Annotated in this window: 23 protein-coding genes and 2 riboswitches; of the genes, 13 read left to right on the top strand and 10 right to left on the bottom strand. The window is 67.7% G+C overall.

The window, feature by feature from the left end; translation table 11 throughout:
• Positions 1-9: 9 nt before the first annotated feature.
• A complete protein-coding gene (locus tag SSKA14_RS04260; protein ID WP_008268252.1) occupies positions 10-276 on the bottom strand; it encodes a hypothetical protein in 267 nt (88 codons plus the stop codon).
• A 155-nt stretch (positions 277-431) separates the two neighbouring features.
• Here SSKA14_RS04260 and SSKA14_RS04265 point away from each other — a divergent pair, with 155 nt between their 5' ends.
• From SSKA14_RS04265 to SSKA14_RS04280, 4 genes are all read left to right on the top strand, one after another.
• Positions 432-932, top strand: a complete 501-nt coding sequence (locus tag SSKA14_RS04265; protein WP_008268533.1) for a MarR family transcriptional regulator — start codon at positions 432-434, stop codon at positions 930-932.
• Positions 929-1666 carry a DNA alkylation repair protein gene (locus SSKA14_RS04270; RefSeq protein WP_008266930.1) on the top strand — a complete coding sequence of 246 codons (738 nt, stop codon included), beginning with the start codon at positions 929-931 and terminating at the stop codon, positions 1664-1666. The genes SSKA14_RS04265 and SSKA14_RS04270 overlap by 4 nt, the downstream gene beginning before the upstream one ends.
• A 113-nt stretch (positions 1667-1779) precedes the next feature.
• Complete coding sequence (locus SSKA14_RS04275; RefSeq protein WP_008268371.1) at positions 1780-2037, top strand: hypothetical protein; 258 nt, start codon at positions 1780-1782, stop codon at positions 2035-2037.
• 294 nt (positions 2038-2331) lie between these two features.
• Positions 2332-3405 carry a 3-deoxy-7-phosphoheptulonate synthase gene (locus tag SSKA14_RS04280; RefSeq protein WP_008264450.1) on the top strand — a complete coding sequence of 358 codons (1074 nt, stop codon included), beginning with the start codon at positions 2332-2334 and terminating at the stop codon, positions 3403-3405.
• Positions 3406-3683: 278 nt separating this feature from the next.
• On the opposite strand, the gene SSKA14_RS04290 is transcribed toward SSKA14_RS04280, so the two are convergent.
• Entirely contained in the window at positions 3684-4301 is a 618-nt protein-coding gene (locus SSKA14_RS04290) for a trimeric intracellular cation channel family protein (RefSeq protein WP_008264836.1), read from the bottom strand.
• Positions 4302-4385: 84 nt separating this feature from the next.
• A riboswitch (glycine riboswitch) is annotated at positions 4386-4489 on the bottom strand.
• 13 nt (positions 4490-4502) lie between these two features.
• A riboswitch (glycine riboswitch) is annotated at positions 4503-4592 on the bottom strand.
• A 40-nt stretch (positions 4593-4632) separates the two neighbouring features.
• Between SSKA14_RS04290 and SSKA14_RS04295 the strand changes: the two genes are divergently transcribed.
• Positions 4633-4896, top strand: a complete 264-nt coding sequence (locus SSKA14_RS04295; protein ID WP_008265293.1) for a GIY-YIG nuclease family protein — start codon at positions 4633-4635, stop codon at positions 4894-4896.
• A gap of 106 nt (positions 4897-5002) precedes the next feature.
• A complete protein-coding gene (locus SSKA14_RS04300) occupies positions 5003-5434 on the top strand; it encodes a nuclear transport factor 2 family protein (protein WP_040006992.1) in 432 nt (143 codons plus the stop codon).
• 82 nt (positions 5435-5516) lie between these two features.
• Here SSKA14_RS04300 and SSKA14_RS04305 read toward each other — a convergent pair whose 3' ends face one another.
• Entirely contained in the window at positions 5517-6797 is a 1281-nt protein-coding gene (locus SSKA14_RS04305) for an NAD(P)/FAD-dependent oxidoreductase (RefSeq protein ID WP_008264780.1), read from the bottom strand.
• 123 nt (positions 6798-6920) lie between these two features.
• On the opposite strand from SSKA14_RS04305, the gene SSKA14_RS04310 reads away from it, so the two are divergent.
• Together SSKA14_RS04310 and SSKA14_RS04315 are read left to right on the top strand one after the other, a co-directional pair.
• The gene (locus SSKA14_RS04310) at positions 6921-7700 is read left to right on the top strand and encodes an NYN domain-containing protein (protein ID WP_005419652.1); all 780 of its coding nucleotides are present in this window, start codon (positions 6921-6923) and stop codon (positions 7698-7700) included.
• A gap of 140 nt (positions 7701-7840) precedes the next feature.
• Complete coding sequence (locus SSKA14_RS04315) at positions 7841-8461, top strand: glutathione S-transferase (RefSeq protein WP_008265895.1); 621 nt, start codon at positions 7841-7843, stop codon at positions 8459-8461.
• A gap of 95 nt (positions 8462-8556) precedes the next feature.
• Here the strand turns inward: SSKA14_RS04315 and SSKA14_RS04320 are convergent, their stop codons facing one another.
• Positions 8557-10734, bottom strand: coding sequence for a primosomal protein N' (locus SSKA14_RS04320; RefSeq protein ID WP_008268453.1), 2178 nt, complete (start codon positions 10732-10734; stop codon positions 8557-8559).
• Between the two features lie 412 nt (positions 10735-11146).
• Here SSKA14_RS04320 and SSKA14_RS04325 point away from each other — a divergent pair, with 412 nt between their 5' ends.
• From SSKA14_RS04325 to sppA, 4 genes are all read left to right on the top strand, one after another.
• Complete coding sequence (locus tag SSKA14_RS04325; RefSeq protein ID WP_040006994.1) at positions 11147-12151, top strand: hypothetical protein; 1005 nt, start codon at positions 11147-11149, stop codon at positions 12149-12151.
• Positions 12144-12719, top strand: a complete 576-nt coding sequence (locus SSKA14_RS04330; protein WP_008266221.1) for a DUF3106 domain-containing protein — start codon at positions 12144-12146, stop codon at positions 12717-12719. Before SSKA14_RS04325 ends, SSKA14_RS04330 begins: the two co-directional genes overlap by 8 nt.
• 124 nt (positions 12720-12843) lie before the next feature.
• The gene (locus tag SSKA14_RS04335; RefSeq protein ID WP_008264976.1) at positions 12844-14208 is read left to right on the top strand and encodes an MATE family efflux transporter; all 1365 of its coding nucleotides are present in this window, start codon (positions 12844-12846) and stop codon (positions 14206-14208) included.
• A gap of 116 nt (positions 14209-14324) precedes the next feature.
• Complete coding sequence (sppA, locus tag SSKA14_RS04340; protein WP_040006996.1) at positions 14325-16247, top strand: signal peptide peptidase SppA; 1923 nt, start codon at positions 14325-14327, stop codon at positions 16245-16247.
• A 75-nt stretch (positions 16248-16322) separates the two neighbouring features.
• Here the strand turns inward: sppA and SSKA14_RS04345 are convergent, their stop codons facing one another.
• Entirely contained in the window at positions 16323-16535 is a 213-nt protein-coding gene (locus tag SSKA14_RS04345; protein WP_008265072.1) for a hypothetical protein, read from the bottom strand.
• A 111-nt stretch (positions 16536-16646) separates the two neighbouring features.
• Here SSKA14_RS04345 and SSKA14_RS04350 point away from each other — a divergent pair, with 111 nt between their 5' ends.
• Positions 16647-17423: an SDR family oxidoreductase gene (locus SSKA14_RS04350; RefSeq protein ID WP_008267396.1), complete on the top strand. Its 777-nt coding sequence runs from the start codon at positions 16647-16649 to the stop codon at positions 17421-17423.
• 92 nt (positions 17424-17515) lie between these two features.
• Here the strand turns inward: SSKA14_RS04350 and SSKA14_RS04355 are convergent, their stop codons facing one another.
• The 5 genes from SSKA14_RS04355 to SSKA14_RS04375 all read right to left on the bottom strand — a co-directional run bounded on the left by SSKA14_RS04355 (position 17516) and on the right by SSKA14_RS04375 (position 23345).
• A complete protein-coding gene (locus SSKA14_RS04355) occupies positions 17516-18253 on the bottom strand; it encodes a hypothetical protein (protein ID WP_008268095.1) in 738 nt (245 codons plus the stop codon).
• A 35-nt stretch (positions 18254-18288) separates the two neighbouring features.
• On the bottom strand, positions 18289-18984 hold the full coding sequence (locus tag SSKA14_RS04360) for a hypothetical protein (protein ID WP_008265252.1): 696 nt from the start codon (positions 18982-18984) through the stop codon (positions 18289-18291).
• A gap of 43 nt (positions 18985-19027) precedes the next feature.
• Positions 19028-19618, bottom strand: coding sequence for a Sua5/YciO/YrdC/YwlC family protein (locus tag SSKA14_RS04365; RefSeq protein ID WP_083797299.1), 591 nt, complete (start codon positions 19616-19618; stop codon positions 19028-19030).
• Between the two features lie 123 nt (positions 19619-19741).
• On the bottom strand, positions 19742-22219 hold the full coding sequence (locus tag SSKA14_RS04370) for a DNA topoisomerase I (RefSeq protein ID WP_008267195.1): 2478 nt from the start codon (positions 22217-22219) through the stop codon (positions 19742-19744).
• 193 nt (positions 22220-22412) lie between these two features.
• The gene (locus SSKA14_RS04375) at positions 22413-23345 is read right to left on the bottom strand and encodes an RDD family protein (RefSeq protein WP_008267914.1); all 933 of its coding nucleotides are present in this window, start codon (positions 23343-23345) and stop codon (positions 22413-22415) included.
• Positions 23346-23380: the final 35 nt, after the last annotated feature.

Below are 23380 nucleotides of genomic sequence, written 5' to 3' on the forward strand. Positions count from 1 at the left end.
CCTGCGACCTCAACCGCGCAACGCGCGCCGATCCAACCACACCTTGGCGATGAAGAACGTCGGCACGCCGCCATACAGCAGCCCCTTCACCCAGGGCAGGCCCGACTGGTAGGCGATCAACGCCCCTGCAGCCATGCCCACCAAGCCGATGGCGGCCGCCCTGCGCTGCCGCTGCAGCTGCTGCAGCTCTTCCTGCTGGCGCGCGGCGATCTCGGCGCGCCGGTCGTCCGGCTGCAAAACGGCGCTGGCAATGGTTTCCGCTTGCGAAGGGGTCATGCTGGGATCCAGAAAAAGACTGATGTGGTTCTTATAGGGGGCCGACCGCCAAGGTCGCGTAAACGCTCTGGCGTCGCTGGCGGCTTGGCAGGCGGCTTGACCCGATGCCATCCATTCGATTTATGATTAGGCGCCTAATTATTTGAGTTTGAGGCGTGTTCGAAGCCAAGCATGGTGCCTTGCTGGACGAAGCGCAGCGCCGCGGCCTCAGCAACGTTGCGCAGCTGCGCCTGTGCTTCCAGCTGCTGTCACTCTCGACGTCGATCGACCACGACTGCGCCACCCGGTTGGCCCCGCATGGACTCAGCGAAGGGCGCTTCATCGTGCTGTTCCTGCTGCATGGAGCGGGTGGCACGCTGCCGCCGCATGTGCTGGCCGAGCGCGCGGGGGTCACCCGCGCCACCATCAGCGGCCTGCTTGATGGCCTGCAGCGCGAAGGCCTGCTCCGGCGTCGCAGTGATGCCGGGGATGGCCGCCGCCTGCAGATCGTACTGACCGCAAAGGGCACGCGCCTGGCGGAAACCCTGTTCGAACGGCACACGCAGTGGATCGGTGGCCTGTTCGATGGCCTGGAGGCGTCCGAGCAGCAGCAGCTTTCGCAGCTGCTGCACAAGGTCTGGCTGCACACCGACGCCGGGCGCGGGAGCAGGGCATGAGCGCGATGACCACGCAACGCCTGCGCGCGCTCAACAGCGGCCGCGTTGCGACGACTCATCTGGCCGAGTGCCTGGCGGTGGACTTTGGTGAGTTGCTGCGGTGCGTGGCGCCGTCGCTTGAACCGGCAGCGCTGCAGCGCATGTGCGACGCTGCAGGCAAGGGCATCACCCAGCGCATGGCCCTGGCCGCGCAACTGCTGCGTGAGGCGGGGCAGGGCGCGCCTGCGCTCTGGCGGCATCACAACTCCGATACCGTGCGCGGCTGGGCCTGCTACCTGATCGGCAGCAATGCCCGCGCGACGTTGGCAGAGAAGCTGCAGCAGATGCGCACGCTGGCCGATGACCCGCACTTCGGTGTGCGCGAATGGGCGTGGCTGGCGCTGCGCGCCGATATCGTTACCGCGCCGCTGCAGGCGCTTGAGTACCTGCTACCGTGGACACAGGAAGCATCGCCGTACCTGCGCCGGTTCGCCTGCGAAGCACTGCGTCCGCGCGGCGTGTGGGCCACGCATGTCGCGCTGTTCAAGCAGCATCCGCAACAGGCATTGCCGCTGCTGGAGGCACTGGCCGACGACCCCGAACGCTATGTGCAGGATTCCGTCGGCAACTGGCTCAACGATGCGGGCAAGACGCAGCCTCAGTGGCTGCGTGACCTGTGCGTGCGCTGGCAGCGCGAGCACCCCAGCGACGCCAACGCCTACATCCGCAAACGCGCATCGCGCTCGCTGCGGTAGCGCCGGCCGCTGACCGGCAGCCCCGGGCCATTCAAGCGGGCATGGCACATGCGCCTGTCACCCAGACACGGTAAACAGTGCATTGCCCATGTCCGTCCGCAGGGAAGTTGATCATGCAGAGCACGCTCCAGGTCACGCTGTTCGGCCCTCTGGGTGAAACCCCGGCGTTGCAGCTGCCGGAACAGGAGGGGCCGTCGGTGGCCATTCCCGAAGCGGTGCTGCGGCGGCTGGTCTCCGATCTCTACACCGCGCGCTCGCTGCTCAACCCCGAGCAGCTGGACGAGGCCAGGCATGAGCTGGGTCGGGTGCTGGAGCGCTGGGCCGACATCCATGAAGGCCTGCTGCTGGATGTGGAAGTGCATGGCAAATGAGCGACTCTGCGTGGCTGCTGCCACATAGGCAGCGCTGGCGCGCACCTCGCTGAACCGCGTCCCCAGTTGCGGATGAAACATTTTGCACTGCGCAAAAGCTGTGCTATCAATACACCCCATGAACGCAGCCGCCACCCGCTTTTACTGGTATTACTTTCCGAAGCCTCTGGCGGAGGAAGGACTGCGCTCACCCTGAAGAAAGCTTCAGACGCATTCCCGAAAGCCGCCAGCGAACCTGGCGGCTTTTTTCATGCCGCCACGCTGGGGACCCCCAACGTTCCGGAGAACCCCGCAATGCCCCCGCACACCGACGACCTGCGTATCCGCACCATCGAACCGCTGACACCGCCTGCCCAGCTGCTGGCGATGCTGCCGTGTGACGATGAAGCTTCCGACACCGTCAGCGCCTCGCGCGCGGCCCTGCACCAGATCCTGCATGGCCGCGACGATCGCCTGGCCGTGGTGGTCGGCCCGTGCTCGATCCACGATCCGCACGCTGCCATCGAGTACGCCCAGCGCCTGAAGCCACTGCGCGATGCGCTGGCCGGCGAACTGGAAATCGTCATGCGCGTGTACTTCGAGAAGCCGCGTACCACGGTGGGCTGGAAGGGCCTGATCAACGACCCCGACCTGGACGGCAGCTTCAGGATCGACAAGGGCCTGCGCATCGCCCGCGGCCTGCTGCGCGACATCAACAAGCTCGGCCTGCCGGCCGGTGTCGAATTCCTCGATGTGATCTCGCCGCAGTACATCGCCGACCTGGTGGCCTGGGGTGCGATTGGTGCGCGCACGACCGAAAGCCAGGTGCACCGCGAACTGGCCTCGGGGCTTTCGTGCCCGGTCGGCTTCAAGAACGGCACCGATGGCAACGTCAAGATCGCTGCTGACGCAGTGGGTGCGGCCTCCAATCCGCATCACTTCCTGTCGGTCACCAAGCAGGGCGGCACCGCCATTGTCTCGACCACCGGCAATCCGGATTGCCATGTGATCCTGCGCGGCGGCAAGCAGCCGAACTACGACGCAGGCAGCGTCGCCGAGGCCTGCCAGGCGCTGGCCAAGGCCAAGCTGCCGACCCGCCTGATGATCGACGCCAGCCACGCCAACAGCCTGAAGAACCCGGACAACCAGCCGAAGGTGATCGACGACATCGCCGTTCAGCTGGAAGACGGCGAACAGCGCATCGTTGGCGTGATGATCGAGAGCCATCTGGTCGGTGGCCGCCAGGAACTGGTGGAAGGCCAGCCGCTGGTCTACGGGCAGAGCATCACCGATGGCTGCATCGACTGGGATACCACCGTGACGGTGCTGGAGCGACTGGCTGCGGCCGTGCGCGCCCGTCGTGAATTGAAGGTGTCCGAAGCAGCCTGATGGAAGCCGCTTGAGTGCGGCACGTGTGTGGATGGCGGCCAGCGCCTGCGGGGGTGCGGCCGCGATCAGGGCCGGTCGGAGTTGGAGACCGGCCCATCTGCACCGGCGATGCGCCTGGCGCTGCGCATGAGCGACAGCGCCAGGTACATCGCCGGGGTGGTGTGGAGCCGCCCGCGATGCGTTTGATGCAGTAGATCCACGCCCTGCGTGGATGCCGCCCTTTGCAGCGTCGAGCCATGCTCGACCATCGCGCGAAGCGCGGGCGCCGAACGCAGACCTCAATGCACCTCGTCGTGGTACACGAACTTCGGCATTTCCCAGCGGTAGTGGATCGCCAGCAGGCGCAGCGCGAAACCGCCGCCGAGGCAGCACAGGATCGCGGTCGCGTCGGCCACGCCCCAATGCAGCAGCAACAGGTACACCGCGCCGGTCAGCAACGAAATGATCGCGTACAGCTCCTTCTGGAAGATCAGCGGCACCTCGTTGCAGAGGATGTCGCGCAGCACGCCGCCGAAGGCACCGGTCAGCATGCCGGCGATCAGCACAATGGGCGTTGCGTGGCCGGCCTCGCGCGCGATCGAGCAGCCGATCAGGGTGAAGGCGATCAGGCCCAGCCCGTCGAGCACCAGGAAGGTGCGGCGGAAGTGGTGCATCCAGCGCGCCACCCAGGTGGCGATCAGCGCCGCGCACACGGTGAAGCCGAGATACTCGGGATGCTTCACCCAGCCCAGCGGGTAGTGGCCAAGCAGGATGTCGCGCAGCGAACCGCCGCCGAGGGCAGTGACGCAGGCGATCATGACCACGCCGAACAGGTCCATGCGGCGGCGGCCGGCAGACAGCGCGCCGGTCATGGCTTCGGCGGAAATGGCGATCAGGTAGATGATGGACAACAGCATGGGGCAGGCTCCGGGCGCGGTGGGGCCGGCCATGCGCGACTACCGCCACTGCCTGCGCAATGACGGGATGACGATGACCGGTGCCGCTCCCGCTGTCCTTTTGCCTGAGAGTTCAGCGGCGTTGGCCGCGTGCCCCTTCGGCGGATCGTCCCGGGCGTGCCCGGTGACCTCTCTCCAGCTCGGCGAGTCGAATGCATGGTTGGTGGGATTCCAGCCCACCGGCCTGAGCGATCATGGGAGCCTGCGCCTTCGGCGGGCGCCAGCGCGGCGCCTCTCTCCTGCATTCGGGCGCCAGTATATCCGCTGCAGTGCAGCACGGCATAATCCGGCCATGGCCCCGTCCCTCCGCCCGTGGTTCCTGTACCTGCTCGAATGCCGCGATGGCAGCTATTACGCCGGCATCAGCACCGACGTGGACGCGCGTTTCGCCGCCCATCAGGCCGGCAAGGGCGCGCGCTACACCCGGGCCCGGCCGCCGCTGCGCGTGCTGGCCGTGCGCGAGTACCCGGACCGGGCCGCCGCCTCGCGCGCCGAATGGCAGCTCAAGCAGCAGCCGCGCGAACGCAAGCTGGCCTGGTTGCAGGCACCTTTGTAGAGCCTACGCTCGGCTGCTGCTGGGCTCTACAGAAGATCCACGCCATGCGTGGATGGGCTGCCCGGCCCATGCGATGATCGCCCCGCGCCCAGAGCTGGAGACCCGGATGTCCACGATTGCCCTGCTGTTCGCTCTCTCCGCATCATCGAGTCCCGCCGCCGACCCGGCCACGATCGCGGCCATCGAAGCCACCTGCCACGACTACGTCGACGGCCAGTTGGAAGCCGATCCGCAGCGCGTCGCTCGTTCCCTGCATCCGGACCTGGCCAAGCGTGCGGTGCTCGGCGACACGCCCGACGAACGCCTGGGCCTGCGTCGCATGTCGAAGGAAGAACTGGTCTCGCTGACGAAGCAGGGCGCGCTGAAGACCCCGAAGGATCAATGGGACCGCCGCTGCACGGTGCTGGACGTGACCGGCAACGCGGCCTCGGTGCGGCTGGAAACCCCGTGGTTCGTCGATTACTTCCACATGGGGCGCTTCGACCAGCGCTGGGTCATCGTCAACGCACTTTGGTACCCGAAGCCGAAGGCACAGTAGAGCCGAGCCTACGCTCGGCTTCTACACTCCGCGCGAAGTGCAGCCGAGCATGGCTCGGCTCCACAGGAACATGCGTGCGGCCCTAGCGCCTTGGCCGTCGGTCTTCCTGATCATCACCGAAGATGATGCGCGCGCTGCGCTGGTAGCTCCAGTACGCGACTGCCCAGTTCAGCAGCACCACGATGCGGTTGCGGAAGCCGATCAGGAAGAACACGTGCGCGGCCAGCCAGAACCACCAGGCCAGGATGCCCGACAGCTGCAGGCGGCCCAGATGCACGATCGCTGCCATGCGGCCGATGGTGGCCAGGTTGCCGTAGTCGGCGTACTTGAACGGACCGGGCGCGGGCTTGCCGTGCAGGCGCGCGCGGATCACCTCGGCCACGTACTTGCCCATCTGCTTGGCGGCAGGCGCCACGCCGGGCACCGGCTTGCCATTGGCCTGGTTCAGTGCGGCCAGGTCACCGGCCACAAACAGTTCCGGATGATCGGGCAGGGTCAGGTCCGGCTGCACCTGCACGCGGCCGGCGCGGTCCAGCGGCACGTCCAGCGTGCGCGCCAGTGGTGAGGCGGCCACGCCGGCGGCCCAGACTACGGTGCGGGCCGGCACGAACTGCTCGCCCAGCTTGAAGCCCTGGCTGTCGATGTCGCTCACCGGTGTGCCGGTCAGTACTTCCACACCGAGTTTTTCCAGCTGCCGGCGTGCTTTCAGCGAAAGCACTTCGGGGAACGAGGACAGCACGCGCGGGCCCGCCTCGACCAACCGCACCTTGGCGCTGGCCGGGTCGATGTGGCGGAATTCGTTGCGCAGCGTGTGCCGTGCAATTTCGGCCAGCGTGCCGGCCAGTTCGACACCGGTGGGGCCACCGCCGACGATGGCGAAACTCAGCCAGGCCGCCTTCTTCGCCGGGTCCGGTTCGGCCTCGGCACGTTCGAACGCCAGCAGCAGTTTACGGCGCAGGGCGATGGCATCGTCCAGGGTTTTCAGGCCGGGCGCATCATCGGCCCATTGGTCATTGCCGAAGTAGGCGTGGGTGGCGCCGGTGGCCAGCAGCAGGCTGTCGTAGTCCAGCGTGCTGCCATCGGCCATGCGGATCTGCCGGGCCTGCTTGTCGATGGCGACTACTTCGCCGAGGCGGACTTCCACATTGCGCTGGTGGCCAAGGATATGGCGCAGCGGTGCAGCGATGTCCGGCGCGGACAGGCCGGCGGTGGCCACCTGGTACAGCAGCGGCTGGAACAGATGATGGTTGCGGCGGTCGACCAGGGTGATGCGTATGCGCTCGCGGGCCAGGGCACGGGTGGCCCAGAGACCGGCAAAACCACCGCCGACAACGACCAGGTGGGGGACGCGCTCACGACTCATCGACTCACTCCAGTGGGGGCATTGGGGGAAGCGCCTGGCATCTTCGCACGGCGGCCACCTGTCACGTCAGCGCCCGCGTGGATCGGCGATACTCGGGTTCAGGCAACGTCCCGTGAGGAGCCCATGAGCGAACCGGAAAAGCGCATCGCCCTGTTGATCGACGCCGACAATGCGCCGGCTTCGAAGATCGACGAGGTGCTGGCCGAAGTGGCCCGCTACGGCGTGGCCAACGTGCGCCGCGCCTACGGCAACTGGAAGAGTCCGCGGCTGAAGGGCTGGGAAGCGGTGCTGCACGAATACGCGATCCGCCCGATCCAGCAGTTCGCCTACAGCAAGGGCAAGAATGCCTCGGACATGGCGATGGTGATCGATGCCATGGACCTGCTGTACGCACGCAACCTCGATGGATTCGCCATCGTCTCCAGCGATGCCGATTTCACCCCGATGGTGATGCGGCTGCTGACCGATGGCGTGAAGGTGTATGGCTTCGGCGAGAAGAAGACACCCGAACCGTTCGTCAACGCGTGCTCGAAATTCACTTATCTGGAGGCACTGGGCCAGACCCATGCCAGCGTGCCGGATGCCGAACAGGCCTCCAGCGAGCAGGCCTCGAACGAACCGGTGACCAACGATGATGCACGGCCGCGCAAGAGCGGTGCGGAAATGCGCAGCGACACCCGGCTGGTGAAGATGCTGCGTCGTGCGGTGTCGGCGGCCGAGGGCGAGGATGGCTGGTCGCACCTGGGTCCGGTCGGCAGCCAGATCGGCAACCAGGCCTCGTTCGATCCACGCAACTATGGTTACGGGAAGCTGAGCGATCTGTTGGCGGCGATCGGCCTGTTCGAACTGAAGAAGGACGGCAAATCCTCCTACGTACGCGCCCTGCCGAAAAAGAACAGGTAGTGCCGGCCGCTGGCCAAAAAAACCGGTAGTGCCGGCCGCTGGCCGGCAGCGCCCGGATGCCCAATCCCGCATCCGGCATGACACGCCCACACCAATCAGGCGTATCGTTGCCGCTCGCATTGCCAGCAGGGAATACCCGCATGTTGAAGATCTGGGGCCGTCGCAATTCCAGCAACGTCCGCAAGGTGCTGTGGTGTGCCGAGGAGATCGGCCTGCCGTATGAATCCATCGAAGTCGGTGGCAGCCACGGTGGCACGCAGACGCCGGAGTACCTGGCGATGAATCCCAACAGCCTGGTGCCGGTGATCGAAGACCACGGCCTGCCGCTGTGGGAATCGAACGCGATCGTGCGCTACCTGAGCGCGCGCTACGCACTGGGCACGCTGTACGCCGAAGATCCGATGCAGCGCGCCCAGGCCGAGAAGTGGATGGACTGGAGCACCTCGCGGATGGCGCCGATCTACAGTGACCTGATCTGGGGCATCATGCGCACCGCACCGGCGGACCGTGACGAAGCGCGGATCAATGCCGCCATCGTGCGCGCCGGCGATTATCTGGCGATGGCCGACGCGACCTTGGCGACGCAGCCGTGGCTGTCCGGCGATACGTTCGCGATGGGCGACATCCCGCTGGGCTCGCTGATCTATGCTTGGTTCGAACTGCCGATCCAGCGCCCGGAACTGCCGCACCTGGCCGACTGGTATGCGCGCCTGCGCGAACGCCCGGCGTACCAGCGCGGCGTGATGTCGCCGCTGACGTAAGCGGTGGCGTTGGGCGCAGAGTCGAGCCTGCTCGACTGCGTCTGGCGCACGGCAGTCGAGCAAGCTCGACTCTACGCAGTACCTGTTGCCAGACCTCAATACAGATCGGTCGGATCCACATCCAGCGACCAGCGCACCTTGCGCGCTTCCGGCAGCGCATACAGCTGCGGCACCAGTTGTGCCAGCACGCCATGCAGTGGCGGCCGCTGTACCGCCGACAACAACAGCTGCGTACGCTGGTAACCGGCGCGGCGCGGCATCGGTGCCGGCATCGGCCCGTAGGCCTCCACCACGTTCTGCTCGCCCAGCAGGTGCCGCGCCGCCAGCAGGAAGGCGTTGGCGTGCTCAACCTGCTGCGCTTCGGCCCGCATCAGCGCCAGATGGGCGAACGGCGGGAAACCGGCGGCCTGGCGCTGGTTCAACTCGGCCTGCGCGAACGGGTGGTAGCCACCGTTCACCAGGGTCTCCAGTAGCGGATGCCCGGGATGATGGGTCTGAAGCCAGACTTCGCCCGGGTCGCGTGCACGGCCTGCGCGGCCCGCGACCTGGATCAACTGCTGCGCCAGTTTCTCGCTGGCACGGAAGTCGGCCGAGAACAGGCCCTCATCGATGCCCACCACCACCACCAGGGTCAGCTTGGGCAGGTCGTGGCCCTTGGCCAGGATCTGCGTGCCGACCAGGATGCCGGGCCGGTCGCCCAGCTTCGCCAGCTGCTGTTCCAATGCATCACGGCGCGAGGTGGTGCCACGGTCGATGCGCACCACCGGGAAATCGGCGAAGGCCGCGGTGAGATGTTCCTCCAGGCGTTCGGTGCCGATGCCTTGAGGCTGCAGCGCCAGGCTGCCGCAGGCCGGGCACGCCAACGGCGCCGGCTGCCGCGCACCGCAGTGGTGGCACTGCAGGCGACGGCCGCCGCCATGCACCGTCATCGGCGCATCGCAGCGCTGGCATGGCGCGGTCCAGCCGCAGTCGTGGCACAGCAGCACCGGTGCGTAGCCGCGGCGGTTCTTGAACACCAGTACCTGCTGGCCGCGCTGCAGGTGCTCGCCGATGCCGGCCAGCACATCGGCCGAAAGGCCGTCATGCAGTGGCCGCTTGCGCACATCCAGAATGCGTACGCGCGGCGGCCGTGCATCGCCGGCGCGCTGTTTCAGGCGCAGGTGCGTGTAGCGTCCGGCATAGGCGTTGTGCAGGGTTTCCAGCGAAGGCGTGGCACTGCCCAGCAAGACCGGAATGCCCAGCGCCTTGGCCCGCACCAGGGCGAAATCGCGCGCGTGGTAGCGGATGCCGTCCTGCTGCTTGTAGCTGCCGTCGTGTTCCTCGTCGACGATCAGCAGGCCGGCCTGCGGCAGCGGTGTGAACACCGCCGAACGCGTACCGACGATCACCCGTGCCTCGCCACGCGAAGCGGCGGCCCAGACCCGCGCGCGCTCGTTGTCGTTCAAGCCCGAATGCAGTGCGTGTACGGCGATGCCGAGACGGCCGCGGAACCGCGCCAGGGTCTGCGGGGTCAGGCCGATTTCCGGCACCAGCACCAGCGCCTGCCGGCCCTGGGCGAGGCAGTGGATGATCGCCTGCAGATAGACCTCGGTCTTGCCGCTGCCGGTCACGCCATCCAGCAGGAACGGCTGGAAGCCTTCCGCGGCGTTGATCGCTGCCACGGCCTCGGCCTGGTCCGGATTGAGCGTGGGGCCGGGCAGCGGCTGCGCGTGCTGCGGTGCCACGCTCAGCGCAACGCGCTCGGCCAGTTCGCGCTTGGCCAGGCTGCGTGCGGCGGTGCGCCAGTCGTCCATGCGCTCGCCCAGTACGTCTTCATCCACCACGGCCTCGGCCAGCAGCTCGGCCAACTGGCGGGGGCGGCTGCCGGCGCGCAGTTTTTCACGCTGGGCGCGACCTTCGTGGGTCAGCTGCCAACCCCAGTGATGGGTCTCGGGCAGAGCCTCTCCATGGCGCAGCGGGCCGGGCAGGGCGGTGCTGAGGACCTCGCCCAGCGGTGCGTGGGTGTAACGCGCCAACCACTGCAGGCTCTGCCACAGCTCGCCCTGCAGCAGCGGTTGCGGGTCACACCAGGCCAGCGCCTGGCGCAGTCCCTGGCTGTCGTCGGCCTGGCCGTGGCCGACCACCACGCCGACCAGCTCACGGTTGCCGAACGGCACCTTCAGGCGGCAGCCGACGACCACCGCAGGGGCGTCGCCCTCCGGTGACAGGTAGTCGAACAGGCGCGGCAGCGGGACGGGCAGGGCGACCTGCAGGGTCGGAATCGGTGAAAGCATCGGGCCAGTGTAACGGGCCATGCGCGCACGGATGGCGGGACCCGGGGCACTCGAGCGACGCCGGTTGAATCATAAATGTCACCTAAATATCGGTGTCCATTGGAGATTCAGTCTTATCCACATGTTCTGTGGATAACGTTGTGCGTTACCGGTCGACGGGCGCGCAGGAGGCCGATGGCGACGGCCTCATGCCCGGGTTGGTCAAAAAATCGCCACATGATAAAATCAATATAAATCAATGCTTTATGTGTGAAACATTGCTGAAACAGAGTGGATTCAGCTGGATGCCCCAGTTTTGCCGGAGGGGGGCGTGGTGCTGTGCACAACCTGCAGCACGAAGTGCCGGCGGGCGCAAGTCCTACGGGCGTCGATGGCCTGCCGCTATCATGCCGACAGACCTTTGGAGTGACCGATGACGGCTGTGCCCGCCCCTGTTTCCTCGACCGCGGCCGGCGCGCTGTCGGCGTTCCTGCGAGGCGTTGAGCGTCGCGCCCTGGTGGTGGCTGAACTGCAGTGCGGCGATGCCGCCCGCGCCGAGCAGACCCTGGTGGCGGTGATGCGCGCCTTTGCCGCGGTGGCCAGCGACCTGCCGATGGCGCAGTGGCCGACCCGCTTCTGGACCCTGCTGGGCCAGCGCCAGGCACTGCGTGAACCGGTGGGCGGCCAGTGGGCGCCGCCGTTGGCCGCCCTGGGCGGGATGGACCCGCTGCCGCGCCTGGCCTTGTTGCTGCGGGTGGGCGGCAGCCTGGACGAAGGCATCGCCATGCGCGTGCTCGACCAGGACGAAGCGGGCTACCAGCACCTGCTGGCCGATGCCTGCCCGCGCGATGCACACGGCCAGCCCGATGCGTCGGCCTGGCGCCAACTGGCCGAACAGGTGCAGCTGCGCATCCGCGACCTGCCGGCCAAGCGCCTGCAGCAGCTGCAGCAGCCGGCCGCTCCGGCCGCCGCCAGTGATGCCCCGACCTCCAGCTGGCGCGCACCGCCGCAGGAAGGGCGTGCCGCCGCCAACGGCAAGCGCCGGCGTCCGACTGCCAAGCCGCGCTGGCGCGGTCCGCTGATCCTGCTGCTGACCGTAGCCGTGCTACTGGCGGCGGCATTGGGCTGGCGCTACCTGCAGGGCCGTTCGTTCGGTGCCGCGGCACCGCTGCCGGAAGGCGTGGTCGGCGAGGCAGGCCCGGTCACGGTGGAGGCGTTGCCACCGAGCACGGTCAATGCCACGCCGGATACGACGCCGTCCCAAGCCGCAGACGACGCCACGATGCTGGCCGATCGCGACTACCCACTGCTGGCCGATGCCGATCTGTATGCGTGGACCGCCGCAGGCGGTCCGTTGCCGGTGGACGAATCGCAATCCAGGCCGAGCCGGCCCGAGCCGGCCAGTGCCACGCTGGAAACCACCGCTGCCGATGAATAAGACCCTGTTCGCCAGCCTGCTGCTGGCCCTGCCGCTGTCGCTGTCCGCCGCACCGCAGACCTTGAATGTGCCCCTGCCTGCGCCTGCGGTCGGGGCAGAAGCGACAGCATCGGCCCCGCCCACCGCGCCGTCGGCCTTCGCGCAACTGGATGCAGCGCAGCAGCGCCAGCGACGTGCCGACTACGCCGCGTGGCGGGCGCTTCCGGAAGGCGAGCGTGAGCGCATCCGCCAGGCCGCGACGCGATTCAACGCGTTGCCCGCCGACCAGCAGCAGCGCCTGCGCCAGCAGTTCCAGGCGCAGGACCAGGCCTTCCGCGAAGGCTGGCGATTGGGCCCGCAGCTGGGCCTGGTGTTTCCCAAGCTGCATGGCCTGTTCGGCTACGTGCCGCCGCAACAGCGCGAGGCGGCCCTGGCTGTGCTGCGCCAGCTCAGCCCGGCCCAGCTGGCACAGCTGACCCTGGTCGCACAGCGCACCCCGCCGCAGGAACGCGACACGGTGCGCAGCGCCTTCCTCGCGGTGCCCGCCGCTGAGCGTGACACCTGGCTCAAGCGCCAGGCCGGGCAGTAAAAAAGCTGGAACCCAGCATTCACGCCGTGTCATGGGAATGCGCGCGCTGCGCGCGTAAGATGACCGGCCGCAAACCCGGTGCCTGTGCCCTTCGCGCGCAACCGTAGTTCGCGTCAAGCACCTTATGTCTACTGCAACCTCCACGCCGCGCTTCCGCAAGGAAGTCGGCGCCACCGGTCTGCTTGCCCTGCCGCTCGTGCTGGGCCATGTCTCCACCGGCCTGATCTCCTTCGTCGACAACGTGATTGCCGGTCACCACGCGACTGCGACCCTGGCCGCGGTGACCATCGGCACCGCCCTGCTGTGGCTGCCGATGCTGATCCCGATCGGCACCTTGATCTCGCTCACCGCCTCGGTGTCACAGCTGCACGGCGCTGGCCGCGAGCGCGAGATCGGCCCGCTGTTCCGCCAGGCACTGTGGCTGGCGCTGGGCCTGGGCCTGATCATGTTCACCTTCCTCACTGTGGTGCCGCCGCTGCTGCCGGCGTTCGGCATCGCCCCGGATATCGTGCCGGGCGCGACCGCGTTCCTGCATGCGGTGCGCTGGGGCGGCCCGGCGCTGACCCTGTACTTCTGCATGCGCTACCTGAGCGAGGGCATGCACTGGACACTGCCGACCATGCTGCTTGGCTTCGGCGGCCTGCTGGTGCTGGCGCCGATGGGCTATGTGCTGGCCAACGGCAAGCTCGGTTTCCCGGAAATGGGTGCCGAAGGTCTCGGCATCGCTTCGGCGGTGATGATGTGGCTGCAGGCGATCGCCTTCGCTACCTACCTGTGGTTCACCAAGCGCTTCGCCCACCTGCAGCTGTTCTCGCACTTCGAAGGGCCGCGCTGGAAGGCGATCTGGGAACTGCTGCGCACCGGCCTGCCGATCGGTATCACCGTGCTGATGGAAGGTGGCCTGTTCATCGTCACCGCGCTGCTGATCGGCCGCCTGGGCGCCAACGAGGCGGCCGCGCACCAGATCGCGATCAACGTCGCGCAGCTGTGCTTCATGATCCCGATGGGCGTGGCCGAGGCCACTACCGTGCGCGTCGGCCATGCCGTCGGCCGTGGTGACGGCTTCGGTGTGCGGCGTGCGGCGTGGGCCGGTTACGCGATCATCATGGGCACGCAGACGCTGTCGGCGGCGGTGCTGCTGTTCGGCCACGACGCCATCGTCGGGGTGTACACCAACGATCTGGCGGTGGCCGGCCTGGCCTCGACCCTGCTGCTGTACGCGGCCACCTTCCAGTTCCCGGATGGCATCCAGGTGCTGTCGGCCGGCGCGCTGCGCGGGCTGAAGGACACCCGCGTACCGATGTTCATCGCCATGTTCGCGTACTGGGGCCTGGGCATGCCGCTTGGCGCCGGGCTCGGCCTGGGCCTGGGCATGGGCCCGCAGGGCATGTGGATCGGCCTGATCGTGGGCCTGACCGCGGCCGCCATCCTGATGGGCTGGCGCCTGCGCCGCAGCAGCCTGCGCATCGGCCAGTCCACCCTGTCCTGATCCTCCCTGCTCGCCATGCTCACCCATGGCGGGCGATCCCCTGACTTGTGTCCGATGCCGCATCACACGGCACCGGCTATGCTGGTACCACGGCAAGAAGCCATCCGGAGCGTTCCATGAATCAACCCGTGCCCCCGCTGCCCCCGGCGCGTCGCAATCCCGTCGCCAGCTTCTTCATCGGGCTGTGGGACGTCATGAATTTCACCCGCCGGTTGATCCTCAACCTGGTGTTCTTCGGCCTGCTGTTCCTGCTGCTGGTGATGTTCGTCATCGCTGCCGGCATGGGCGCCGGTGCCAGCAAATCGCTGCAGGACCGCACCACCCTGGTGATCGCACCGGAAGGCCGCCTGGTCGAGCAGTTCAGCGCCGATCCGGTCAGCCGCGCGCTGGCCAAGGCGGTGGGCGACAACGGCGCCGAGGAGATCCAGCTGCGCGACCTGCTGCGGGTGATCGAGTCGGCCAAGGAAGACAAGAAGATCGAGCGCGTGGTGCTGGAGCTGGACAAGCTGCAGCCGTCGGGCTTCGCCTCGCTGCGCGAAGTGGCGTCGGCGCTGCAGGACCTGCGCGCGTCGGGCAAGCAGCTGGTGGCCTACAGCGAGAGCATGGGGCAGTCGCAGTACCTGCTGGCCGCGCAGGCCGACGAGGTCTACCTGGACCCGATGGGGTCGGTGGTGCTCGAGGGCCTGGGCCGCTATCGCCAGTACTTCCGCACCGGCCTGCAGGACAAGTTGGGCGTGGACGTGCATCTGTTCAAGGTGGGCGAGTACAAGTCCGCCGCCGAGCCGTACGTGCTCGACGCCGCCTCGCCGGCCTCCAAGGAAGCCGACCTGTTCTGGATGAACGACGTGTGGCAGCGCTACCTGGCCGACATCGCCAAGGCCCGCCGCCTGGATCCGGCCCAGCTGGCCGCCGGCATCGACACGCTGCCGGAGGGCATCGCCGCCGCCGGTGGCGACCTGGCCAAGTTCGCCCTGCAGCAGAAGCTAGTAACCGCGCTGAAGACCCGCGAGGAATTCGAGGATCTGATGATCGAGCGTGGCGTGGCCGATGACGATGCCGACGGCGGTTTCCGCAACGTCGACTTCGGGCGCTACCTGGCGCTGCTCGACGCTCGCCGCAACCCGGTGGACTCGCGTCCGCAGGTGGCGGTGGTGGTGGCCGAAGGCGAGATCAGCGGTGGCGACCTGCCGGCTGGCCGTATCGGTGGCGAGTCGACCTCGGCGCTGCTGCGCGCCGCGCGCGACGATGAGAACGTCAAGGCCGTGGTGCTGCGCGTCGATTCGCCGGGCGGTGAAGTGTTCGCCTCCGAGCAGATCCGCCGCGAAGTGGTGGCCCTGCAGGCCGCCGGCAAGCCGGTGGTGGTGTCGATGGGCGATCTGGCTGCGTCCGGTGGTTACTGGATCAGCATGAATGCCGACCGCATCTACGCCGATCCGTCGACCATCACTGGTTCGATCGGCATCTTCGGCATGGTGCCGAACTTCAGCCGCGCGCTGGACAAGATCGGCGTGCACACCGACGGCGTCGGCACCACCCGCTTTGCCGGTGCCTTCGACGTCACCCGTCCGATGGATCCGGCCGTCGGCCAGGTCATCCAGACGGTGATCAACAAGGGCTATGCCGACTTCACCGGTCGCGTCGCCGATGCCCGCAAGAAGCCGGTCGAGGCCGTCGATGAAGTGGCCCGTGGCCGCGTGTGGAGCGGTGCGCAGGCCAAGGAACGAGGCCTGGTCGATGCCTTCGGTGGCCTGAAGGATGCCGTGGCCGACGCCGCCAGCCGCGCCAAGCTGGGCAAGGCCGATGCCTACCGCGTGCGCTACATCGAGAAGGCGGCGACGCCGTTCGCGCAGTTCGTCAGCGGTTTTGCCGGCAGTCGCGCCGGTGCCTGGATGCTGTCCGACTCGGGCATGGCGCGGATGATGCTGGCCCGCACGATGCCGGAAGTGGACACGCAGTTGCGCTTCGTCGAGAACGCAGCCCGCGAGAAGGGCAATGGTGCGCCGGTGAAGGCGCTGGCGTATTGCTTCTGCGGGTTCTGATCGGAATGCCCATCCACGCATGGCGTGGATCTACTGGAAACGCCCGGCCTCGGCCGGGCGTTTTCGTTTTCGGAGTTACTGCGTCGCCTCGGCTTCGGCCTCGCGTTCACGCGCAGCGGCATTGTCCACGGTTTTCTGCACGCCCTTGGCGCGGTCCAGCGGCTCGTTGATCGCGCGCGACATCGCCCGGGGTACCGGTGGCTTTTCCGGGTTCGGCGCCGGTGGGCGCTGGCAGCCCGCCAGCAGCACGGCGGCCAGCAGGGACGAGGACAGGATCAACATGCGCATGGCGGCTCTCCGCGGTGGGCGTACGGGCAGTGTCGCACCCCCGGCAAGCGGCGGCTGTGAGCGCGTATCCTTGCGGCATCGAAACACAGCGGGCGCGGCCCCGGAGGACACATGACCCAGCAACGGTGGCGCCTGGATGGCCAGACCGCCCTGATCACCGGCGCCAGCGCCGGTATCGGCCTGGCGATCGCGCATGAACTGGCCGGCCTCGGTGCCGACCTGATGATCGTCGGCCGCGATATCGACATGCTGGAGACGGCACGCGACGAACTGCTGGACGTGTATCCGCAGCACCAGGTGCACGCGCTGGCTGCCGATGTCTCCGATGACGAGGACCGCCGCCAGATCCTGGACTGGGTGGAAGATCACAGCGATGGCCTGCATATCCTGGTCAACAATGCCGGTGGCAACGTCACCAAGGCGGCCACGGAATACTCCGAGGACGAATGGCGCCAGATCTTCGAGACCAACCTGTTCTCGGCGTTCGAGCTGTCGCGCTACGCGCATCCGCTGCTGGCCCGGCACGCGTCGTCGTCGATCGTCAATGTCGGCAGCGTGTCCGGCCTGACCCATGTGCGCAGTGGCGTGGTGTACGGCATGAGCAAGGCGGCGATGCACCAGATGACTCGCAACCTGGCCGTCGAGTGGGCCGAGGATGGCATCCGGGTCAATGCGGTGGCGCCGTGGTACATCCGTACGCGGCGCACGTCCGGTCCGCTGTCGGACCCGGATTACTACGAGGAAGTGATCAACCGCACGCCGATGCGCCGCATTGGCGAGCCGGAGGAAGTGGCGGCAGCCGTGGGCTTCCTGTGCCTGCCGGCAGCCAGCTATGTCACCGGCGAGTGCATCGCGGTGGATGGCGGCTTCCTGCGCTACGGGTTCTGAGCGTTCGAGGGTAGTGCCGGCCGCTGGCCGGCAACCGCGGGATCTTCAGATGATTGCAGTTGCCGGCCAGCGGCCGGTACTACCGGTGACTGTCACCCCGGCACCGGGCAGTTGCTGGCCTCCAGCACGCCCTGCAGCCGTTCGCGCTCGCTGCGCGCGGCGTCGCGGTTGTCCGGGGCTGCGAAACGCTCGCGGCCGCGTGCATCGCGGAAGCGCTGCTGCCAGCTGCCGCAGCGCAGCGCCTCGGGCAGCGCCTCGCAGCGGTCACGCACCACCTCGCAGCCTGCTGCATTCACCGGCGTGGCGCCGCCCAGCCCCTGCACGGTCATCAGTTCGCAGCGCCCGGGGGCGGCCTCGTACTCATGCAGGTAGCCACCGCCCTGGCTGTCGGTGCACTGGAAGATGGGTGGCAACGGCGGTTTCGGTGGTCCGTCGCCGGATGCGGCGCGGGCTTCGGCTTCGCGTCGCAGCGTCGCGCTGTCGAGAATCTGGTCGCCGCCTTCGCGTTCAACCATGCCTGCTTCCATGATCGTCCGCCCCTGGTCCGCGCGCCGTGGCGCCGCGGGCGTTGCAGGCGCTGCAGCGGGTTCGCTGACCTGGAGAACCGGTGGCGAAACCGGAGCCAGCGCCTGTGAGGGTTCAACCACGGCTGGTGGCGGGCTGGAGGGCGCCGGTATGCGCACGACCTGCTGCGTACTGCCGGCCGGGCAGGGCGTGCGCTGCAGGGTGGGGATGTCACTGCTGCTGGACATGCAGCGATAGATCACGCTTTCATCAGCGAGCGCAGCGCCGGGCAGCAGCGCCAGGGCCAGCCAGATCAATCTGTTCATGCGTACAGGGTACAGGCTGTGCTGGGACGCCGCGCTCAGCGCTGGCAATCACGCGACAGTCGCGCATCGATGCCGCGTTGCTCGTTGCTGATGGCGGTACGTTCGCTCTGCAGCGCGCTGTTGTAGCGCCGGTCCAGTTCCCAGCGGCGATCCTGCAGGCGCGCGCAGACTTCCTGTGGCGGCAGCGCGTGGCAGCTGTCGCGGACCAATATGTTGCCGGCCGGGACCTGCACGCCTACCCCCACCGCAGGCGGGCGATACCCCGCGCCTTCGCCAATGGGCGTACCGATCGGCGTGCCGATGGCCGGTCGCGGTCCGGGGTGTGCCGGGCCATGATGCCCATGCGGTAGCCAGACACTGGTCCACAGCGGGACCCAGCGCGGATTGCCTTCGTTGCTGTCGCTGGTATAACGCTGGCCATCGTCACTCACGCACTCGTACATCGGCTGCGGTGGCTGGATGTAGAGGTGGCGGACTTCGCGCTCGCGGATGACCGGCGTTTCGCTGGGCGGCGGCGGCGCGGCATCGCTGCGAACCACGCGGGGGGCGGGATCGCGCGGACGCTGCAGGTCGCGTACTTCCTGGCGGCCACTGTTGCATGGCCGGTCCTGCAGGGCGACGGCGCCGTTGCTGGCAACGCAGCGGTACACGCGCACGTCCTGGGCCTCGGCGGCGCTCGCCGTCCACGGCAGCAGCAGGCTCAAGCTCAAGGCGGCGCGCAGCAGGGTCATGGCGGCAGGGTGCGCGATTGTCCGGCGCAGCGCAATCGGCCGCTCAGGAGCGCAGCACGTTGCCGCTGAGTGCGTCGCGGATCGGGGTGGGCTGGGCCAGGCCGCCGGTCTGTCCATCGAGGATGCCGTCGAGCAGGCGCAGCAGGCGTGGGTCCAGCTCTTCGCGGCTGCGTGCCGGTGGTTCCCCGGCCAGGTTGGCGCTGGTGGAGACCAGCGGGCCTCCCCAGGCACGGCACAGTGCGGCCACCAGCGGGTGGGCGCTGATGCGCACCGCGATGCCGCTGTGCTCGCCGGTGACCCAGGGCTGCGCACGTGGGCCGGCCGGCAGGATCCAGGTGTTGGCACCGGGCCAGCTGGCCAGCACCGCGCGCTGACGCGCGTCGGGCAGCGCCTGCAGGCGCACCCAGCCTTCCAGCTGCGGCAGCTCGGCGGCGACCAGGATCATGCCTTTCTCGATCGGGCGCTGTTTCAGCCGCAGCACCATGTGCACCGCCGCCTCGTGCGAAGGATCGCAGCCCAGGCCCCAGACCGCTTCGGTCGGATAGGCGATCACGCCGCCCGCGCGGAGCGTGGCGACAGCAGAGTCCAGGGTGAGTTCTTTCATGGCGGTGACCGGCCCGGCGTGGGGCTTCATTATCCCCCTGCTGCGTGCAGAAGGGGTGGAACGGTGCCGCCCGGTGGTGCCGGCCGCTGGCCGGCATCGTTGGTGGGTGCGGGCCGTGGGTCAGCACACCCTTCATCCACGCATGGCGTGGATCTACTTGGCGGCCTTCTTTACGGCCTTCTTGGCCGGCGCCTTCTTCGCAGCGGCCTTCTTCACCGCTTTCTTGGCCGGTGCCTTCTTGGCGGCGGCTTTCTTCGGGGCCGCTTCCTTCTTCACCGCCGCCTTCTTGGCCGGCGCCTTCTTCGCCGCGGCCTTCTTGGCACCGAAGCCCTTGCGCACCGGCTTGCCGGTTTCTTCCATCAACTGCTGCACTTCGGCCAGGGTTAGCGAGGCCGGCTCGCGATCCTTGGGGATCTTGCCGTTCATCTTGCCATCGCTGATGTACGGGCCGAAGCGGCCGTTCAGCACCTGGATGTCGCTGCCCTCGAATTCCTTGATGATCCGGTTGCGCGCGATCTCTTCCTTCTCTTCGATCAGGAACACGGCGCGGGCCAGGTCGATGGTGTACGGGTCGTCTTCCTTCTTCAGCGAGGCATAGGTGCTGCCACGCTTGGCGAACGGACCGAAACGACCGATGCCGACGCTGACCGGTTCGCCGTTGTCCTCACCCAGCGCACGCGGCATCAGGAACAGTTCCAACGCGTCTTCCAGGGAGATGGTGTGCATCGACTGGCCGGGGCGCAGCGAGGCGAACTTGGGCTTTTCCTCGGCGTCCTCGGCGGTGCTGCCGATGGCCGCGTACGGCCCGAAGCGGCCCAGCCGCACGCTCACCGGCTTGCCGGTCTTCGGGTCGGTGCCGAGCTCGCGGGCGCCACTGGCCTCGGCACGGTCGACCGATTCCTTCTTGTCTTCCACCAGCTCCTTGAACGGCTCCCAGAAGCGGGCCATCAGCGGGATCCACTCTTCCTCGCCACGCGAGACGGCGTCGAGCTCGTCCTCAAGCTTGGCGGTGAAGTCGTAGTCCACGTACCGGGTGAAGTGGCTGGACAGGAACTTGGACACCGCACGGCCGACGTCGGACGGGCGGAAGCTGCGGCCTTCCATTTCCACGTACTTGCGGAACAGCAGGGTCTGGATGATCGAGGCGTAGGTCGAGGGACGGCCGATGCCGTACTCTTCCAGCGCCTTCACCAGCGCCGCTTCGGTGTAGCGCGGCGGCGGCTGGGTGAAATGCTGCTCGGCCTGGATGCGCTCCAGCGGCACGCGGTCGCCGGGCTTCATCGCCGGCAGCTTGCGGCCTTCGTCTTCGTCCTCGGCGCTCTTGCTGTCCTTGCCTTCCTCGTACACGGCCAGGAAGCCGGGCACGACCACGGTGGTACCGCTGGCGCGGAACACGTGCTCACTGCCGGCCGACAGATCGACGCTGACAGTGTTGAGCGTGGCCGGAATCATCTGGCAGGCCACCGCACGCTTCCAGATCAGCTCGTACAGGCGGCGCTCGTCGTCGGTCAGGAACCGCGCGACCTGGGCCGGGGTACGCAGCGCCGAGGTCGGGCGTACGGCTTCGTGCGCTTCCTGGGCGTTCTTCGACTTGGTCTGGTAGGTGTTCGGCTGGTCCGGCAGCGAGGCGATGCCGTAGTCGCGGGCGATCACGTCGCGGATCTCGGCCAACGCATCCTGCGACAGGTTCACCGAGTCGGTACGCATGTACGAGATCAGGCCGACGGTGCCTTCGTCACCGATCGCCACGCCTTCGTACAGCTTCTGCGCCACCTGCATGGTCTTGCGGGTGGTGAAACCGAGCTTGCGCGAGGCTTCCTGCTGCAGGGTGGAGGTGGTGAACGGCGGCGCCGGGCGGCGCTTGCGCTCCTTGCTGGCCACGTCGGTGACATGCAGCGAGCCCTGCGCCGCCTGCTGGATGCGCAGGCGGGCGGCTTCGGCGGTGTCGCCGTCGGTGATGGTGAACTGCTCGAACTTCTGCCCGTCCAGCTTGATCAGCTTGGCGTTGAAGTGCTGCGAGGGATGCGCGCACTCGGCGGCGATCGACCAGTATTCGCGGGCGATGAAGGCTTCGATCTCTTCCTCGCGCTCGACGATCATGCGCAGCGCCGGGCTCTGCACGCGGCCGGCGGACAGGCCGCGCTGGACCTTGCGCCACAGCACCGGCGACAGGTTGAAACCGACCAGGTAGTCCAGCGCGCGGCGCGCCTGCTGGGCATCGACCAGGTCACTGGCGATCTCGCGCGGCTGGCTGATCGCCTCCTTGATGGCGCGCGGGGTGATCTCGGTGAACACCACGCGCTGCATCGGCTTGTCCTTGACCAGCCCGCGTTCCTTCAGGATCTCGGCGATGTGCCAGCTGATCGCTTCACCCTCGCGATCCGGGTCGGTCGCCAGCAGGATGTCGTCGGCGCCCTTGGCGGCCTTGGCGATCGCATCGACGTGCTTTTCGTTCTTGTCGATCACGTCGTAGTGCATGGCGAACCCGTTGTCCGGGTCGACCGCGCCTTCCTTCGGAATCAGGTCCCGCACATGCCCATACGAGGCCAGGACCGTGTAGTCCTTGCCGAGGTATTTGTTGATCGTCTTGGCCTTGGCCGGCGATTCGACGATGAGCAGGTGCTTGGGCATGGCAGCAGGGTCTGTGGGGCGAACCGTGGGGAAGGGGCCGCTAGGGTGGAGCAAACGGCCGCATTAGTGAAGCGGCCACGCGCAAATCCATAAACTGAACGCCCGGTAGTGTGCCGGGCGTTCAGGTTTCACCTTATTAGAGGAATCACGCCCGGCCAGCCCATGTCAAGCAGCCAGGCGTGACGATGGCCGTTCAGGAGGCCATCTTGGCGATGAAGCCGACCGCGAAGACCAGCAGGGCCAGGCCCACCAGCGACAGCAGGCCGGTCAACACCAGCACCAGCACGGTGACCGTGCCCAGCTCGCGGCGCTGCAGCTGTGGCTGGTCGGTGAAGGCCCAGCGGTCGACCACCAGGGTGTCGCAGATCATGTCGTGCAGGCCCTGCTTGCGCTCGGTGAAGGCCGCCATCAGGAAGCCGATGCCGAGGGTGAAGCTGCTCAGCAGCATGGCCCAGTAGCGACCGAATGCGCGCGCCTTGGTCAGGCGTTCGCCATTGCTGCGCACGACCTTGATGCCGACCGCCATCTTGCCCAGCGTGGCGCCGCCCTTGGAGGCATGGAACCAGGTGTAGTACGCCATGCCGATGGCGAAGTTGATCAGTGCGCTGGACAGCTGCGCGACCACCTCGATGGCCGATTCACCACTGCCCACCGCGCCCATGCTGGCGCCGAGCACCACACCGAGGATGGCGCCGATGATGCTGCCCGGAATGAACAGCACGAAGTAGTCGATCATGTAGGCGGCCACGCGCTTCCAGAAGCCCGCGTAGACCACTTCGCCGCCCATGACCGGCTGCGCGTGGCCAGCGACGCCTGCGGCGGCAGGCGCGCTGTACGGCGAGCTGCCGACGGCGCCGGTACCGGGCAGCGGCGCGGTGCCGTTGTCGATGGCGGCATAGTCGCCGCGCAGATCGAAGCCGCCGCTGCCGGCGGCCGCCGTGGCATCGGCCAGCGTCTGCAGCTCAAGCTCGTCGACCACCTGGCGCAGCGCCGCCCACTGCGCCATGCCTTCGCGCCAGACCAGCGTGTCCAGGTTCAGTTGGCCGCGCTGGAAGCGCTGGCGGATCTCCTGGGCCGGCAGCGGGCCCTGGCGTTGCTGTCCTTCGGCGTAATACCACTCAGTCATTGCATGTTCCCTGTTGGATCGTCCTTGGGGGTGCC

The organism is Stenotrophomonas sp. SKA14 (genome assembly GCF_000158575.1).
GTDB classification, from domain to species: Bacteria; Pseudomonadota; Gammaproteobacteria; order Xanthomonadales; family Xanthomonadaceae; genus Stenotrophomonas; species Stenotrophomonas forensis.

Excerpts from the sequence above, each read along its gene's own strand:
- SSKA14_RS04365 (WP_083797299.1), bottom strand. The coding sequence starts at position 19,618 with ATGAAGCCCCACGCCGGGCCGGTCACCGCCATGAAAGAACTCACCCTG.
- SSKA14_RS04330 (WP_008266221.1), top strand. The coding sequence starts at position 12,144 with ATGAATAAGACCCTGTTCGCCAGCCTGCTGCTGGCCCTGCCGCTGTCG.
- SSKA14_RS04320 (WP_008268453.1), bottom strand. The coding sequence starts at position 10,734 with ATGCTTTCACCGATTCCGACCCTGCAGGTCGCCCTGCCCGTCCCGCTG.
- SSKA14_RS04375 (WP_008267914.1), bottom strand. The coding sequence starts at position 23,345 with ATGACTGAGTGGTATTACGCCGAAGGACAGCAACGCCAGGGCCCGCTG.
- SSKA14_RS04325 (WP_040006994.1), top strand. The coding sequence starts at position 11,147 with ATGACGGCTGTGCCCGCCCCTGTTTCCTCGACCGCGGCCGGCGCGCTG.
- SSKA14_RS04270 (WP_008266930.1), top strand. The coding sequence starts at position 929 with ATGAGCGCGATGACCACGCAACGCCTGCGCGCGCTCAACAGCGGCCGC.
- SSKA14_RS04345 (WP_008265072.1), bottom strand. The coding sequence starts at position 16,535 with ATGCGCATGTTGATCCTGTCCTCGTCCCTGCTGGCCGCCGTGCTGCTG.
- SSKA14_RS04315 (WP_008265895.1), top strand. The coding sequence starts at position 7,841 with ATGTTGAAGATCTGGGGCCGTCGCAATTCCAGCAACGTCCGCAAGGTG.
- SSKA14_RS04295 (WP_008265293.1), top strand. The coding sequence starts at position 4,633 with ATGGCCCCGTCCCTCCGCCCGTGGTTCCTGTACCTGCTCGAATGCCGC.
- SSKA14_RS04290 (WP_008264836.1), bottom strand. The coding sequence starts at position 4,301 with ATGCTGTTGTCCATCATCTACCTGATCGCCATTTCCGCCGAAGCCATG.
- SSKA14_RS04300 (WP_040006992.1), top strand. The coding sequence starts at position 5,003 with ATGTCCACGATTGCCCTGCTGTTCGCTCTCTCCGCATCATCGAGTCCC.
- SSKA14_RS04370 (WP_008267195.1), bottom strand. The coding sequence starts at position 22,219 with ATGCCCAAGCACCTGCTCATCGTCGAATCGCCGGCCAAGGCCAAGACG.
- SSKA14_RS04280 (WP_008264450.1), top strand. The coding sequence starts at position 2,332 with ATGCCCCCGCACACCGACGACCTGCGTATCCGCACCATCGAACCGCTG.
- SSKA14_RS04275 (WP_008268371.1), top strand. The coding sequence starts at position 1,780 with ATGCAGAGCACGCTCCAGGTCACGCTGTTCGGCCCTCTGGGTGAAACC.
- sppA (WP_040006996.1), top strand. The coding sequence starts at position 14,325 with ATGAATCAACCCGTGCCCCCGCTGCCCCCGGCGCGTCGCAATCCCGTC.
- SSKA14_RS04350 (WP_008267396.1), top strand. The coding sequence starts at position 16,647 with ATGACCCAGCAACGGTGGCGCCTGGATGGCCAGACCGCCCTGATCACC.
- SSKA14_RS04335 (WP_008264976.1), top strand. The coding sequence starts at position 12,844 with ATGTCTACTGCAACCTCCACGCCGCGCTTCCGCAAGGAAGTCGGCGCC.
- SSKA14_RS04310 (WP_005419652.1), top strand. The coding sequence starts at position 6,921 with ATGAGCGAACCGGAAAAGCGCATCGCCCTGTTGATCGACGCCGACAAT.
- SSKA14_RS04360 (WP_008265252.1), bottom strand. The coding sequence starts at position 18,984 with ATGACCCTGCTGCGCGCCGCCTTGAGCTTGAGCCTGCTGCTGCCGTGG.
- SSKA14_RS04305 (WP_008264780.1), bottom strand. The coding sequence starts at position 6,797 with ATGAGTCGTGAGCGCGTCCCCCACCTGGTCGTTGTCGGCGGTGGTTTT.
- SSKA14_RS04260 (WP_008268252.1), bottom strand. The coding sequence starts at position 276 with ATGACCCCTTCGCAAGCGGAAACCATTGCCAGCGCCGTTTTGCAGCCG.
- SSKA14_RS04355 (WP_008268095.1), bottom strand. The coding sequence starts at position 18,253 with ATGAACAGATTGATCTGGCTGGCCCTGGCGCTGCTGCCCGGCGCTGCG.